Here is a 13997-nt window from a genome sequence, read left to right on the forward strand (position 1 = left end):
GTCGGCGCGTCTGGCGGTCCTGACGGGATTTGAACCCGCGGCCTCCACCTTGACAGGGTGGCGAGCACTCCTAGCTGCTCCACAGGACCTTGCTGCTCCGAGCTTAGCGGCTCCGGAGGGGTGTCTCGGCCGGTGTTGATCCCGGCCTTTGGCACGTCCGAGAGCATACGCGATGGCCGAGGGACGCGCCAACTCGTTAACGCGGGAGGCTCCGGGGGATAGAGGGTAACGGAGAGATATCGGACGGCTACTGGTTGGCGATGGGTGCTACGTGTTTGCGGCCGGGGATCCTAGTCTGTCCGGGTTGCGCGACTGTGCGTGACCAAGGGGTGACAAAGAAGGGAGGTCGGACGTGGTCGCAAAGTTCCCAGAGCAGAGTGCCGAGAGCTACCAGCGGGGGCTCGGCAGGCGCCAGATCCAGATGCTGGCGATCGGCGGGACGATCGGGACCGGGTTGTTCCTGGGTGCCGGGGAGAACATCGCCAAGGCGGGGCCGGGCCTCATCCTGATGTACGCCGTCGCGGGGCTGGCGTTGTTCTTCGTCATGCGGGCGCTCGGTGAGCTGCTGATGTACCGGCGGACGGAGGGCGGGTTCGCCGGGTATGCCCGGGAGTTCCTCGGTCCGTTCTGGGGATACGCCACGACGTGGACGTACTGGATCATCTGGGTGACGACCGGGATGGCGGAGCTGACCGCGGCCGGCACGTACATCCAGAAGTGGTGGCCGGGGGTGGAGCAGTGGCAGACGGCGCTGGCCGCGCTGCTGGTGTTGTTCGTGGTGAACCTGATCTCGGTGAGCCTCTTCGGCGAGCTGGAGTTCTGGTTCGCGGCGATCAAGATCGCGGCGATCGTGATGATGATCCTGGTCGGGCTCGGGGTGCTGATCTTCGGGTTCGGCGACGCGGGTGACACGGCGAGCGTCCAGAATCTGTGGGATCACGGCGGTGTGTTCCCCGAGGGATACAGCGCCACGATCATGACCCTGCAGATGGTGATGTTCGCCTACCTGGGCGTCGAACTCGTGGGCGTCACGGCCAGCGAGGCCAAGGATCCGGAGCGGAACATCCCGCGGGCGATCAACGCGCTGCCGCTGCGGTTCGCGCTGTTCTACCTCGGGTCGCTGCTGGTCATCCTGGCCGTGGTGCCCTGGACGGCGTTCAAGGGCGGGGCGAGCCCGTTCGTCCTGGCCTTCGACAAGATCGGCATTCCGGGCGGGGCGGACATCGTCAACTTCGTGGTGCTGACCGCGGCCCTGTCGTCCTGCAACGCGGGCGGGCTGTACGCGACGTCCCGGATGCTGCGGACGGCGGGAGTGAACGGCGACGGGCCGAAGGTGCTCGGACGGTTGAACGGGCGCGGTGTGCCGGTGCTGACGGTCGTCATCTCGGCGCTCGTCATGGGCATCGGGGTCGTCGTGAACGCGGTCGTCCCGGAGAAGGCGTTCGAGTACATCACCTCGGTGTCGACCGGCGGTGCCCTCATGGTGTGGACGGTCATCCTCGTCGCGCACATGATCTACCGGCGGAGGGCCGCGTCCGGGGTCCTGGCGACGTCGCCGTACCGGATGCCGTGGGCGCCCTACAGCAGCTGGCTCGTGCTGGTGTTCTTCGCGTTCGTGACCGTGACGATCGCGTGGGGGGCCGACACTCGAGTGGCGCTGTACGTGATGGCGGCCTGGGGGGCGGTCGTCGCCATCGGCTGGCCGTTCGTCCGGCGGACCTCGCAGGAGGCGGAGATGAAGGTCGCGGTGGAGAGCCCCAGCGCCTGACCGTCATGGGATGATTCCTCCAGGCGGTTCCATCCCTCCGGAGGCGCACGTGACCAGCAGGCTAGAGATCCGTGTGCGCTGGGTCCTGCTGGTCGTGGTGGGTGTCGCGAACGTCGTCGGCTCGGTGGTCGTCCTGCTGTTCGCGACGTTCGTACTGCCGGATCCGCCGCTGGACGACCGCGACTACGCCCACATGGTGAACGCGGTCGCGTTCTTCAGCTATCCGGTCGTGGCCGCTCCGGTGGCTCTGCTCATGGGGTTGTGGCTGTGGCGGCCCGTCGTCACGTTCGTCCGGGACGGGGGAGAACCCGACCGGCAGCAGCGGCGGGCCGTCCTGCTGGGGCCGTTGCGGCTGACCCTGCTCGTCGGCGCCCTGTGGACGGCCGGCGCCCTCGGCTGGGGGGTGCTCGACCTCGTCCTGTTCACCGGGCGGCTCGCGGTGAAGACGGGCCTGACCTGCCTGCTCGGCGCGGCGACGACGTGCACGATCGTGTACCTGCTGTCGGAGCGGCTGCTGCGGCCGGCGGCGGCGCTGGTGCTCGGCGCGGAACGTCCGAAACGGCTCCGGCTGCCGGGGGTGACGACGCGGGTGATGCTCGCGTGGGCGCTCGGGACGGCGATCCCGGTGTTCGGGCTGATCTGCGTCGCGATCGCCGCGCTCGCCGCGCCGGACATCAACGTCGGGCAGCTCGCCGTGACGAGCCTCGGGCTCGGCGGCGTGGCGCTGCTGGCCGGGGTCTATGTCATCTATATGGCGACACAGGCGATCGCGGATCCGATCAAGGCCGTCCGGACGGGGATGGCGCAGGTCGAGCGGGGCGACCTGCGCGCCGAGGTCGCGGTGTACGACGCGAGCGAGGTCGGGCAGCTGCAGGCCGGCTTCAACCACATGGTCGCCGGGCTCCGCGAGAACGAACGGCTGCGCGACCTGTTCGGCCGTCATGTCGGCGAGGAGGTCGCCGACCTGGCGCTGGAGCGCGGCGACATCACGCTCGGCGGCGAGACGCGCGAGGTGGCGGTCCTGTTCGTCGACCTGACCGGGTCCACCAGGCTCGCCGACACCAGGAGCCCGGACGAGGTCGTCGGGCTGCTCAACCGGTTCTTCGGCGTCGTGGTCTCGGCGGTGGCGAAGCACGGCGGCTGGATCAACAAGTTCGAGGGCGACGCGGCGCTGGCGATCTTCGGGGCGCCGACGCAACTGGAGGACTCGGCGGGCGGCGCGCTCGGCGCCGCACGCGAGCTGGCGCTGCGGCTGCGCGCCGAGGTGCCGATGCTGGACGCGGGGATCGGCGTGTCCGCGGGCCCGGTCGTCGCCGGTTACATCGGCGCGGAGGAGCGGTTCGAGTACACGGTGATCGGCGATCCGGTGAACGAGGCGGCGCGGCTCAGCGATCTGGCGAAGGGCGAGGCGGGACGGGTGCTCGCCTCGGCGGCCGTCCTCGACCTGGCGCATCTGGCGGAGTCGGGCGAGTGGGACGTCGACGGGGCGATAACGCTGCGCGGCCGAAGCCGTCCGACCGGGCTCGGCAGGCCGCGCCGTCCGCTTGAGCCTGTGCCGGGGCCGAGGCCAGGGCCGGAGCCGGCGTCCGAGATCGAGGGGGCTGCCCGTCGTGTCCGGTTCCCGCGTCCGCTGCGGCGGAGCCGGCGGCTGCTGCTCGGCGCGCTGATCCTCTCGAAGGCGGCCAAGGGCGCGAGCATCCCGGACAAGTCCGACGAGCCGCGGTAGCCGTCGCCGCCCGTTCCGGCGAAAGCGCCGTGTCGTCCCCGTCCCGGACGGGCCGGATGCGTATCGTCGCCGGCAGTACACGGTCTGCTACCGGCTCGTTACTTCGGTGTCACCGGACGGATCGAGGGTTGGGGCGGACAGCCCCGCTCCCGAAGAGGTGACAGATGCACCGACGGAATCGTCTCGCGCTCCTCGCCGTCACGGCCACCACGCTGATCGTCGTCCCGGCGACGGCGGCCCCCGCCGACCCCGCCCCTCCCGGCGCGGCGCACACGGGTACACCGGATCCGCGGCCGCGCGCCGAGACCGCGCTGCAGTCCGGCATCGTGAACGTCGCGCACCGCGGCGCGTCCGCGTACGCGCCGGAGAACACCCTCGCCGCGTTCAAGCTGGCGAAGGTCCAGCGCGCGGACATGTTCGAGCTGGACGTCCAGGAGACCGAGGACCACAAGCTCGTGATCATGCACGACGCGACGCTCGCCAGGACGACGAATGTGGAGGACGTCTACCCGGACCGGAAGCCCTGGAATGTCGCCGACTTCACCCTCGCCGAGATCCAGAAGCTGGACGCGGGGTCGTGGTTCGCGGCGCAGTACGAGGGCGAGCGCGTCCCGACGCTGGGCCGGGTGCTGGCCGCGATGCGCGGTGAGGGGCTCGGCCTGCTGCTGGAGATCAAGAGCCCGGCTCTCTATCCGGGCATCGAGAAGCGCATCGCCGCGGCGCTGTGGCGCTCGCCGTCCTGGCTCCGGTACGACCCGCGCCAGCGGCGCCTCGCCGTCCAGTCGTTCGACTGGGAGTCCGTGCGCCGCTTCCACGCCCTCATGCCCAGGGTGCCGACCGGCCTGCTCGGCACCCCGAAGGCCGAGGACCTGCCGAAACTCGCCTCGTACGCCGACCAGATCAACCCGACGTTCGGTGACCTGACCGCCTCCTATGTGGAGCAGGTGCACGCGTCCCGCATGGACGTCCTCACCTGGACGATCAACGATCGCGGCGACATGGAGAAGGCCGTCGCCCTCGGCGTGGACGGGATCATCACCAACAATCCGGACGTCCTGCGCCAAGTCCTGAAGGCGACCCGAGCGGGCCGAGCAGCCCGAGCAGCCCGAGCGGGCCAAGCGGCCCGGGCGGCCTGATCAGGGGAGCAGCCTGCGTGCGCGGGCGGTGAGGGCTCGCGCCGCCGGGCTGCGCGGGCCCTCCGCCCGCCAGGCCAGCGCGATCCGCCCGCTCAGCCGGGGCCGGACGATCGGCATCGCGTGCAGCGCGTCCGGCAGGCCGCGCGCGGCGGACTCGGGCAGGACGGCGACGCCGAGGCCGTGCGCGGCGATCTGCGCCAGTACCGGCGGTTCGCCGGCCTCGAACGCGATGCGCGGGCGCAGTCCGGCGTTCGCGAACGCGGCGTCCAGGACGGCCCGCACTCCGGTCCCCTTCGGCAGGCTGACCAGCGCCTCGTCACCGAGCGCCCGCAGCGTGATCGTGGTCCGCCGGGCCAGCGGATGATCGCGGCCGACGGCGGCGTAGAGGTCCTGCTCGATGACGACCTTGGTCGCGATGCCCTCGGGCTCCTCGGCGCCGAGGCTGAGGAAGGCGAGGTCGACGCGTCCGGTGCGGAGCCCGTCGGCCAGGGTTTCGGCGTCCTGCTGGATGACCGTGATCTCCACGTCCGGGTGGTCCCGGTGGAATTCGGCGATCATGCCGGGAAGGTCGAGCGACCTGATCCAGTCGACCGTGCCGACCGTGACATGCCCGCGCAGCAGCCCGGTCAGCTCGTCCACCGACAGCCGCGCGCCCTCGACCGCCGCGAGCGCCGCCCGCGCGTAGGGGAGGACGGCGGCGCCGACCTCGGTCAGCCGGACGGTCCGCCCGGACCGGTCGAGCAGCGGCTGGCCCAGTTCCCGTTCCAGTTGCCGGATCTGCGCGCTGACCCCCGGCTGGGCGACGTGCAGCCGGGCGGCCGCCTTGGTGAAGCTCGCCTCTTCGGTGACCGCGACGAAGTACTCAAGCTGGCGCAGCTCCATAAGCGTTCATGCTAACTGCGCGCCCGGCCAGCGCCATGGCTTCTGCCGAAACGGTGCCGGGACGGCCTCCGGGCGCGGCCGGGGCCGACACCTTCGGCAACCATTTCTTTAGCCCCTTTTGGGTGCATCGCTGCTGTTCGGAGGACTGATTCCGGTCTGGGTGGTGAATACCTCACCTGCGGGAGGTCGGGTGTACGGACGGCGCACATGGTCCATACGGCTGCGGATGACCGTGATTGCCGGAGTCGTCACCGCCGTGATCTGTGCCATCGTGACGACGCTGGTCCTGGTGGAGGTGCGCGGCGCCGAGACCGACTCCAAGCGCAACCGGGCGACGGCCGCGGCGTTGCGCATCTCCTACGAGATGCGGCACGGCCCGGTGCAGGGCCGGCTCCGCGCGCCGGACGATGTGGTCATCCAGGTCATGAACAAGAACCGGACGGTGATCGCGGGCACGCCGGGCCCGTCGCTGGACGGGCCGCCGGTGGCCGAGTTCCTCCCATCGCAGGCCCAGGTGTACTCGACCCGGGACGTGTGCTCGTCGGCGAGCCTGCGCGGCTGCGCCTGGGTGGTCGGGTTCCGCGTCTACCAGCCCGACGGGGACTTGATCGTCTACGCCGCCGCCCCGTCCGTCTCCTGGTATGTCAGTCCCGGCCTGATCATGTTCCTGGTCAGCATCTCGCTGCTGGCGACCATGCTGGCGTGCCTGCGCGCCTGGGCGACGGTGGACCAGACCCTCGCCCCCGTGGACGCGATCCGCGCCGAACTGGCGGAGATCACCGCGCGGCAGTCGGGCCGGCGGGTGACGGTGCCGGAGAACCGGGACGAGATCAGGCGGCTCGCGGAGGCCGCGAACGCGACGCTCGACCGCCTGGACAGGGCCCTGGAGCGGCAGCGCAGCTTCACCTCCGACGCGTCCCACGACCTGCGCAGCCCGATCGCCGCCGCCCGCACCCAGATCGAGGAGGCGCTCCTCTTCCCGGACGAGGTCGACTGGCCGCGGACGGGACAGGCCGTCCTGCAGAGCCTGGAACGCCTCCAGGCGATCGTGACCGACCTTCTGCAGCTCGCCCGCCTGGACGCCGCGGCCTGGAAGGAGGACGAGACGGTCGACCTCGCCGCCATGGTCACCATCGAGATGGCGAGGTCGGAGCGGACGAAGCGGATCGTCCCGCATCTGCAGGAGGGGGTCACGGTGCGGGGGGACCGGCTGCGGCTCGTGCGCCTCTTCACGAACCTGCTGGACAACGCCGAGCGGCACGCCGAGTCGCGCGTCGACATCACCGTGCGGCGCACCGAGGACCGAGCCGTCCTGGAGGTGCTGGACGACGGGGCGGGCATCGCCAGGGAGCATCGCGACATGGTCTTCCAGCGGTTCGCCCGGCTGGAGGACAGCAAGGCGCGCGACCCGGGCGGAACCGGCCTCGGCCTGCCCATCGCACGTGAGATCGCGCGGCTGCACGGCGGAAGCCTCACGATCGAGGACAGCAAGCGCGGCGCCCGCTTCGTTCTGAGGATCCCTCGGAACGTTCCAAAGCACTCCAACCACCAGCTCTGACCGACCCCCCGCGCCCCCGCCCACTGCACCAATATTCGGAGCCCAGATGGAGACGCACGAACGGGACGCGTGGACGGCACGCATGGATGGGACGCATGGATGGGACGCATGGATGGGACGCGAAAAGCCCCGCGGCTTCGTTGCACGCGGGGTCGCGACGGGGATCAGGGGCCCGCGCGGTGACGGGCCGAGGCGGCGGTGCACGCCGGCGATGCGCCGGGCGCGCGTCAGATGGCGGATCGTGCGGGCAGGCCGTGCAGGTGGATCCAGCCTTCGATGTCCGTTTCCTTCACCTTGCAGCCGATGGGCTCGTACTCGGCGGCGTTCACGTAGCCGGGGCTGTGGGCGATGACGGAGTCGTAGACGAAGCGCGACGCGATGACGCCGAGGTCGGCGCCCGTGGCGGCGAGCCTTTCCTTCAGCGGTGCGGCGTCGACCATCCGGGCCGCGGTGATGATCGTCCAGCCGGACACTCCGGGCGGGTCGGGCATCACGGGCCCGACGTCCACCGCGACCCTGAGTTGGATGCGGAGCGCCTCGCTCGACCGGTGGTTGTGCCGCCGCAGCCGCATCCCGAGCACGGCGATGAGGGGGTCGACGACGGCGGCGGTCGGCATCTCGGGCGGGACGACGATCAGCGCGCCGTCGCCGCGGTCCTCGCTGTAGCAGGCGTCCCAGGGCACCCCGGACTCCGCGAAGGACTCCCGCAGGGCGGCGTACATCGCCTGCCGCACTTCGATCCGGTCGCTCTCGTCGCGGACGCGCGAACTGAAACCGGCGATGTCGGTGAACACGACGGTGCAGTTCTGCCCCGCCCATGACGGCCCGGCGACGCCGGGCGAGGCGATGGACCTGGCGTGCAACCTCGGCGCGACGCCGCCACCCCCGGCAGCCTCCGGATCCCAGGACCTGCCGGCCGCCCCCGCCAGGTGGACCCGAGGCTTGCCCGCAGGTCGCATCCCTCCGGCAACGTACGCATCGCCTGCGTTAGGCCCGTTCGCCGCGAGGGGCCCGGCGGTCGCATGCGCGCCGGATCCCGAGTGCGCGCCCGATTCCGAGTACGGGCCGGCCGTCGCGTAAGGGCGCGCCGTCGCGTACGGGTTGGGCGCCACGTGCGAGCCGGATGCCACGAATGGGCCGGTCGCCCCGTACGAGCCGAAATCCGCGTACGGGCTTGATGCCGCATGCGAGTTCGATGCCGTGTGCGAACCGAACCTCGCGTACGGGCCGGTTGGTGTGTATGGGTGGTCCGCTGGGGTCTGGACGGGTGCCGTGTTCGGGTCGAAAGACCATTGGGGAGGCGTCGGTACGTACACCGTCGCGTAAGGCTGGGGTGAGCCGTACTGGACGGCGGCCCCGTACGAGTGCGCGGCCCTGTACTGCTCCATCCCCGTCTCGACGGACTGGGGACCGTGCATGTGCCCCGATTGCTCGGTGAGCCGCTCGTACATCTCGCGTTCCATCACCGCGACCACGCGCGGATGGTTGCTCAGGTAGGTGACGAACTGCTGCGTGGTCACGCGCAGGGCGTGCAGGGGCTCCATCGCGACGATGGTCGCCGAGCGGCGCCGCAGCATCAGCGCGGCGCGCTCGCCGATGATGTCGCCGGGGCCGCGGAAGGCGATGATCCGCTTGCGCCCGTCCCGCTCGATGCTGACCCGCACCGAGCCGAACTTGATCACGATGGTCTGGTCGGCGGCCTGGCCCTCCTCCCACAGCACCGTGCCGGCGGCGTACACGACCTCCTGCGCGGTCGCGAGGAACTCGGCCTTTTCGATGGTGGTGAGGGAGAGCCAGAACCCGGGCCGCTGGGACGATCCACCCGGCAGGCCGGACGCCGGAGGCACCGCCTTCCTGGTCTCGAGGCCCGTGTTCTCGGTCGAGGGTTCGCCGTGCGCCTGCCGCGGGTGGACGGCGGCCTGCGGCTGCGGGCGGACGATCTCATCCGGGTCGTGCCGGCGGGCGTGTTCGTCCATCAGCTCACCCGCCCTGCGATCCAGTGGACGACGGATTTCGTAGGAGTGGTGACGTTCGTGGGGCGGACGTCAAAGGTCGGGGGATGAATCTGCTGTTCTGACATGTCAGGGGACCCCATGCCTCGAGTCGCGACTTCGGTTCCGTGCGCTGTGCCCGGGATCACGTGGCCCCGCTCACGGTGGCCGAAGTCACATCACCTATAGCCCGTACCGCGTGATCGCGGTTAGACTGGGTGAGTCGCAGAAAACGTTTTGGCAGGTCAGCCCAGCTCTTTCTGCGTTTTCGCAGGTGTTCTGCGCAGACCCGCCGGCGCGTTCTCGCGCGGCTCCGGGAGTCGCTCTCCGCTTTCCGTCGATCGTCTTGGCTGCCAACCGGTGATCGGTGGAAAGCGGCGGGCGACTCTGTTGTTGTGGCCGGTTTTGGTCGTTCTCGCTGGCGATGCCGAAGTCTCGTGTACCGGCTGACCTCCCCGTTCGATGCGTGCCCGCCTCGTCCTTCGTGTGGCCGGCGGCGCCCCGTGGCCCGGCCGTGTCCGCCGGTGGCGAGTGCCCGGCCGGGGGACACGCCCGTCCCGTCCAGGCCCTCACCCTGCGTCAAGATCGTCGGTTGCCCTGAGGTGGCACCGCGTCCTGTTGCAAGTCGGCGTCTGCTAATCTGCTACATAGCACATTACAACATAGTCGAGAGGTATGCAGCAGTCTGGCAGCTTCCCTGGCAGGTTTTGGGCGTTATGGCGGGGTCTGGCGTGCGGAGCGAAGATCACATGACCAAGAAATGTAGCGCTCTGGTGGCAAGCGGGATGTCGGGTCCCGGTTTGCCATGTAGCATCCAGGCTGGTGGCACTAACTACTTAGAGTGAGCGAACGCGATGTCCAGTGACCAGGGGCCGATAGTCCAGAGTGCGCTGCTGCGCACCGAGCTCGTCCGCCTGCGTAAAGAGAAGAAGCTGACGCAGGAGCAGGTGGCGCGGCAGCTTGAATGGTCCCCGTCGAAGCTCATCAGGGTGGAGGGCGGGAAGAACGCCATCACCCGAACCGACCTGCAGGCTCTTCTCGGTGTGTACGACGTTACTTCCGAGGGACGCCAGGAGCGGCTACAGGCGCTGGCACGCGGTGCGCGCGAGCCCGCCTGGTGGAACGCCTACCGCGGTGACCTCGACCCCGGTTTCCTCAACTACGTCGGGTATTCGGCGGGCGCGGCCTTCATCCGCCAGTTCCACGGGACGGTGGTCCCGGGGCTCATCCAGACGCCCGAGTACGCCGAGGTGCTGGCTACCGGCAAGGCGTCCGAGCGGGCGCGGGTGCTCGCGGCGAAGCTGCGGATCCAGCGGCAGCAGGAACTCGCCAAGCGGGAGAACCCGCCGCGCCAGCACTACATCATCGACGAGGCGGTCATCCGCCGTCATGTCGGCATCAAGGCCGACCCCGCGATCATGCCGGCCCAGCTCAACCACATCGCCGACGCCGCGGAGAACGACGATTTGCTGACCGTGCGGGTCATCCCCTTCAGCACCGGGGCGCACCTCGGGCTGGAGGGGCCGTTCACGATCCTGGAGTTCGACGGCGACCTCGACGACGTCCTCTACCTGGAGGGACGCCCCGGGACCAGCCTGATGATCAGCGGTGAGAACGACAAGATCACCGAGTATCGCGACACCTTCGAGCTCCTCCTGGAGCAGGCGCTGCCGGCCGACCAGTCCGTCGCGCTGATCCGGAAGGCCGCCGAAGACCTCATGGCCTGACTCAGGCACCGCAACTCGACCGGAGGTGAAGGCCGCAGCGAACATCCGACAAGGCGAGTGGCCGTCATAACACGAAGCGTGATCTTGTGTTCCCTTGTAGGCGGGATAAGTAGAACCGTTTACACTCGTGATCGGGAAATTTTCCACAAGGTCGTGGTTTGCTGTGCCCTGTTCGGTGCTCGTCCGGCGGGTGCCCTCGGCCGAACGATTGGCGAGACGGCACCGCCGGCAATGGACGGAGGTTGCTGGATGGTCTACCGGTCTACTCGCGGAGTCGCGCTGAGCTGGAGAAAGAGCAGCGCGAGCGGCGACGAGAACACGTGTGTCGAGGTGGCGGCGCTCGGCCCGTCGGTTCTGGTCCGCGACTCTCGCGACCACTCCGCCGGTGTCATCACCATCGGCCACGCGCAGTGGAATGCCTTGGTGGACGCCGTCCGGAACGGTGACCTGGACTGGCGCTGAGTCGCATGACTCATTTCTCCCACCCCTTCAGAAATTGTCGACCATTGCGGCTCCTTGACACCTTTACCAGCGATCTTTGACAGCCGCCTCCCGCCGCCCCCGCCGCCCCTCAGGGGACCTTGACGTTCCCCCAACGAGGGCATCCACCGCCCAGGACCTTCTACCTGGCCATGCCCCGCTGCGGCGAGCCCCGCGCTCGCCGCAGCGGGGCATCCTCACTTCCGGCAATCTCCGCATGCATAGAAAGGTCGCAGCTCGCCAGCGGTTTGCGGCCGGTGTACGCGTCCCATCAGGTGATCTTGGGAGCCGTTGTGCCAGTGAAATGTCCCTTGCTCAATAGAGGAAGGGGATTTTGATGGCGGTGGTGCCGGTCAGGGGTGTGCCGTCTGAGCGGCCGAGGAGCCAGGCCAGGAGGGACGCGGCGGGGCCGGTCACCAGATGGTCGCCGTTGCCGTGGTCCTGGCCCGTGTCGGTGGCGTGCAGGCGCAGGTTGGGGCCGTCCTCGCGACGGGCGAGCCAGGCAGTGAGACTGGCCAGAAGGCGGGTGGTGAAGTCGGTCGGCCAGTCACCGGGTGTGAAGCCGGCGTCCAGGTCGACGTGGTGGATGAGCACCTCCGTGAGGCGCGCGTCGGCGGCGCGGGCGGCGGGATGGCGGGCACCCGTGGTCCATTGGACGGTCCGCTCCCATGCCTCGTCCGGCATCAGGGTGTAGGCCTCGGCGAACCTGTCCGCGCTCTGCCGGACGTCGTCCAGGAGGACGCCTGCGGGACGGTTCGCGCCTCCTTCTATCTCGGCGGCGCGTGCGTCCAGGCTCGGGTACTCGTAGGACTCGACGCCGGTGCGGGCCCAGGTGAGCAGGCGGGTGCCGCCGTCGGCGTTGCGGGCGACGTGGGTGAGGACGTGTCCGCGCGTCCAGCCGGGGAGCAGGGACGGCGCGCCGATGTCGGCGTCATCGAGGCGGGCGGCGGTCGCCAGGAGCGCCTGTGTCGCGGCGGTGATCTCGGTGAGCGCGATCATGCGGGGGCGGAGGTCCGCTGGCAGGTCCTGATAGCCGGCTCCTTCGGTCGAGGTGGAAGCGCGGGAGACCCTGCGGTGGGCCGGGGGTCAGCGTACGCCGCGCGGGCGGAACTGGATGCTGATGCGGGGGCCGGTCACGCGGGCGCTCTTCGGGATGGCGTGCTCCCACGTCCGCTGGCAGCTCCCGCCCATCACGATGAGGTCGCCGTGCCCCAGCTCGTGGCGGATCGTCCGGCCACCGCCGCGCGGGCGAAGCAGCAGGTTTCGCGGTGTGCCGACCGAAAGGATCGCCACCATCGTGTCGTGCGTGGCGCCGCGTCCGATGGTGTCGCCGTGCCACGCCACGCTGTCGCGGCCGTCCCGGTACAGGCAGAGGCCGGCGGTGCTGAACGGCTCGCCGAGTTCGTCGGCGTAGTGGTCGTCAAGCGCTGCTTTCGCTTCGTCCAGGACGGGATCGGGGAGCGGTGCGCCCTCGTCGTAGAACGCGAGCAGGCGAGGCACGTCCACGACCCGTTCGTACATGCGTCGCCTTTCGGCGCGCCAGGGGACGGACGTGAGCAGCCGTTCGAACAGTGCGTCGGCGCCCGGAATCCAGCCGCGGAGGACGTCTATCCAGGCGCCGTGGGCGAGCCGCGTCCGCCGCGCCGACGTCAGCGGGTGCGGGCCGCTCTCGTCCGTGCAGTCCAGCAGCGAGCCTTGGAACATGTCGCCACTGTACCCCTTTGGCCAAACATGTGTTCGATGAAGGGTGGGCAACGTGTTCTGTCGGTGGCGGATCGTAACCTTCGCTCGTGATGAGGGATCCGCCGGTAGCCGCTGGTAGACGTCAGAGTTCGTTCAGCAGGTCCTTGAGGAAGGTGGTGGTGCGGGCCGGGCGGGAGGCGCGGATGGCGAGGAGGTCCATGATCTTCTGGTAGCGGGCGGCCTCGTCCCCCTCGGGGTAGCGGGCCCCGGTCAGATGTTCCAGGTAGACCATGTCGTCCAGGGCGTGTTCGGCGAACCGGACGATCGTGATCGGGCCGCCGAGGGCCAGGTGCCCGCCCGCGGAGAACGGCAGGACCTGCAGCCGCACGTTGGGCATGCTCTCCGAGACCTCGATGAGGTGCTCGATCTGGGCGCGCATGGTGACCGGCCCGCCGAACGGCCGGCGCAGCGCCGCCTCGTCGATCACCGTCCACAGCGTCGCCGCGCCGACCGGCCGGTGCAGGATCTGCTGCCTGGTCATCCGGACGGTGAGCCGCCGTTCGAGCCCCTCGTGTGCGGCGTCATGGTGTTCGAGCCCGATGACGGCCCGCGCGTAGTCGCGCGTCTGCAGCAGGCCCGGGACGTACTGCACCTCGTAACTGCGGATCGTCGTCGCCGACTGCTCCAGCCCCAGATACTGCTCGAACCAGTGGGGTATCGCGTCGCCGTAGCTCTGCCACCAGCCGGGCTTCTTCGCCTCCCTGACGAGGTCGATGAAGCTGGCGCGCTCGTCCTCGTCGCGGACGCCGTAGAGGTCGAGCAGGTCAAGGACGTCTCGGAGCTTGAAGCTGTGCCGTCCCAGTTCGAGCCGGCTCATCTTGGACGCCGACGAGCGGATCGCGTCCCCCGCCTCCGACTGCCCGATCCCTTTTTCCTCCCGCATCCGCCGGAGTCGCGCCCCGATCTGCATGCGCAGCGCGGTCGGACTCGCCTGCCGATTGTCCAGCACCAGATCTCCAGCGTCCGTACGCTCCGACAACCATGGG

General features: G+C 69.8%; 11 protein-coding genes and 1 tRNA gene. 6 read left to right on the forward strand and 6 right to left on the reverse strand.

Going from position 1 to position 13997, the window contains the following annotated elements; genetic code table 11:
• Window positions 1-11 precede the first annotated feature (11 nt).
• Window positions 12-89 (reverse strand) — tRNA-Asp (locus SM418_RS11005).
• A 263-nt stretch (window positions 90-352) separates the two neighbouring features.
• Between SM418_RS11005 and SM418_RS11010 the strand changes: the two genes are divergently transcribed.
• From SM418_RS11010 to SM418_RS11020, 3 genes are all read left to right on the forward strand, one after another.
• Window positions 353-1768, forward strand: a complete 1416-nt coding sequence (locus SM418_RS11010; RefSeq protein WP_371940707.1) for an amino acid permease — start codon at window positions 353-355, stop codon at window positions 1766-1768.
• Between the two features lie 49 nt (window positions 1769-1817).
• A complete protein-coding gene (locus SM418_RS11015; protein WP_371940706.1) occupies window positions 1818-3494 on the forward strand; it encodes an adenylate/guanylate cyclase domain-containing protein in 1677 nt (558 codons plus the stop codon).
• 164 nt (window positions 3495-3658) lie between these two features.
• Window positions 3659-4630 carry a glycerophosphodiester phosphodiesterase gene (locus tag SM418_RS11020; RefSeq protein ID WP_371940705.1) on the forward strand — a complete coding sequence of 324 codons (972 nt, stop codon included), beginning with the start codon at window positions 3659-3661 and terminating at the stop codon, window positions 4628-4630.
• On the opposite strand, the gene SM418_RS11025 is transcribed toward SM418_RS11020, so the two are convergent.
• Complete coding sequence (locus SM418_RS11025; protein WP_371940704.1) at window positions 4631-5512, reverse strand: LysR family transcriptional regulator; 882 nt, start codon at window positions 5510-5512, stop codon at window positions 4631-4633. It abuts the gene before it with no gap.
• A gap of 226 nt (window positions 5513-5738) precedes the next feature.
• Between SM418_RS11025 and SM418_RS11030 the strand changes: the two genes are divergently transcribed.
• The gene (locus SM418_RS11030) at window positions 5739-7070 is read left to right on the forward strand and encodes a sensor histidine kinase (RefSeq protein WP_371940703.1); all 1332 of its coding nucleotides are present in this window, start codon (window positions 5739-5741) and stop codon (window positions 7068-7070) included.
• 227 nt (window positions 7071-7297) lie between these two features.
• Here SM418_RS11030 and SM418_RS11035 read toward each other — a convergent pair whose 3' ends face one another.
• Entirely contained in the window at window positions 7298-9046 is a 1749-nt protein-coding gene (locus tag SM418_RS11035; RefSeq protein ID WP_371940702.1) for a cyclic nucleotide-binding domain-containing protein, read from the reverse strand.
• Between the two features lie 869 nt (window positions 9047-9915).
• On the opposite strand from SM418_RS11035, the gene SM418_RS11040 reads away from it, so the two are divergent.
• Both SM418_RS11040 and SM418_RS11045 read left to right on the forward strand, forming a co-directional pair.
• A complete protein-coding gene (locus tag SM418_RS11040) occupies window positions 9916-10788 on the forward strand; it encodes a helix-turn-helix domain-containing protein (RefSeq protein WP_371940701.1) in 873 nt (290 codons plus the stop codon).
• 249 nt (window positions 10789-11037) lie between these two features.
• A complete protein-coding gene (locus SM418_RS11045) occupies window positions 11038-11250 on the forward strand; it encodes a DUF397 domain-containing protein (RefSeq protein ID WP_371940700.1) in 213 nt (70 codons plus the stop codon).
• A 333-nt stretch (window positions 11251-11583) separates the two neighbouring features.
• On the opposite strand, the gene SM418_RS11050 is transcribed toward SM418_RS11045, so the two are convergent.
• The 3 genes from SM418_RS11050 to SM418_RS11060 all read right to left on the reverse strand — a co-directional run bounded on the left by SM418_RS11050 (window position 11584) and on the right by SM418_RS11060 (window position 13960).
• Window positions 11584-12267 carry a maleylpyruvate isomerase family mycothiol-dependent enzyme gene (locus tag SM418_RS11050; RefSeq protein WP_371940699.1) on the reverse strand — a complete coding sequence of 228 codons (684 nt, stop codon included), beginning with the start codon at window positions 12265-12267 and terminating at the stop codon, window positions 11584-11586.
• A gap of 87 nt (window positions 12268-12354) precedes the next feature.
• Window positions 12355-12972 (reverse strand): alpha-ketoglutarate-dependent dioxygenase AlkB, encoded by a 618-nt coding sequence (locus SM418_RS11055; protein WP_371940698.1) that lies wholly within the window; start codon window positions 12970-12972, stop codon window positions 12355-12357.
• Window positions 12973-13093: 121 nt separating this feature from the next.
• Window positions 13094-13960 carry a Sco1979 family transcriptional regulator gene (locus SM418_RS11060; RefSeq protein ID WP_371940697.1) on the reverse strand — a complete coding sequence of 289 codons (867 nt, stop codon included), beginning with the start codon at window positions 13958-13960 and terminating at the stop codon, window positions 13094-13096.
• Window positions 13961-13997 lie beyond the last annotated feature (37 nt).

Origin of the sequence: Actinomadura chokoriensis (genome assembly GCF_041463665.1) — a bacterium.
Lineage (GTDB): Bacteria > Actinomycetota > Actinomycetes > Streptosporangiales > Streptosporangiaceae > Spirillospora > Spirillospora chokoriensis_A.

Excerpts from the sequence above, each read along its gene's own strand:
- SM418_RS11020 (WP_371940705.1), top strand. The coding sequence starts at position 3,659 with ATGCACCGACGGAATCGTCTCGCGCTCCTCGCCGTCACGGCCACCACG.
- SM418_RS11030 (WP_371940703.1), top strand. The coding sequence starts at position 5,739 with ATGACCGTGATTGCCGGAGTCGTCACCGCCGTGATCTGTGCCATCGTG.
- SM418_RS11025 (WP_371940704.1), bottom strand. The coding sequence starts at position 5,512 with ATGGAGCTGCGCCAGCTTGAGTACTTCGTCGCGGTCACCGAAGAGGCG.
- SM418_RS11045 (WP_371940700.1), top strand. The coding sequence starts at position 11,038 with ATGGTCTACCGGTCTACTCGCGGAGTCGCGCTGAGCTGGAGAAAGAGC.
- SM418_RS11035 (WP_371940702.1), bottom strand. The coding sequence starts at position 9,046 with ATGGACGAACACGCCCGCCGGCACGACCCGGATGAGATCGTCCGCCCG.
- SM418_RS11055 (WP_371940698.1), bottom strand. The coding sequence starts at position 12,972 with ATGTTCCAAGGCTCGCTGCTGGACTGCACGGACGAGAGCGGCCCGCAC.
- SM418_RS11040 (WP_371940701.1), top strand. The coding sequence starts at position 9,916 with ATGTCCAGTGACCAGGGGCCGATAGTCCAGAGTGCGCTGCTGCGCACC.
- SM418_RS11050 (WP_371940699.1), bottom strand. The coding sequence starts at position 12,267 with ATGATCGCGCTCACCGAGATCACCGCCGCGACACAGGCGCTCCTGGCG.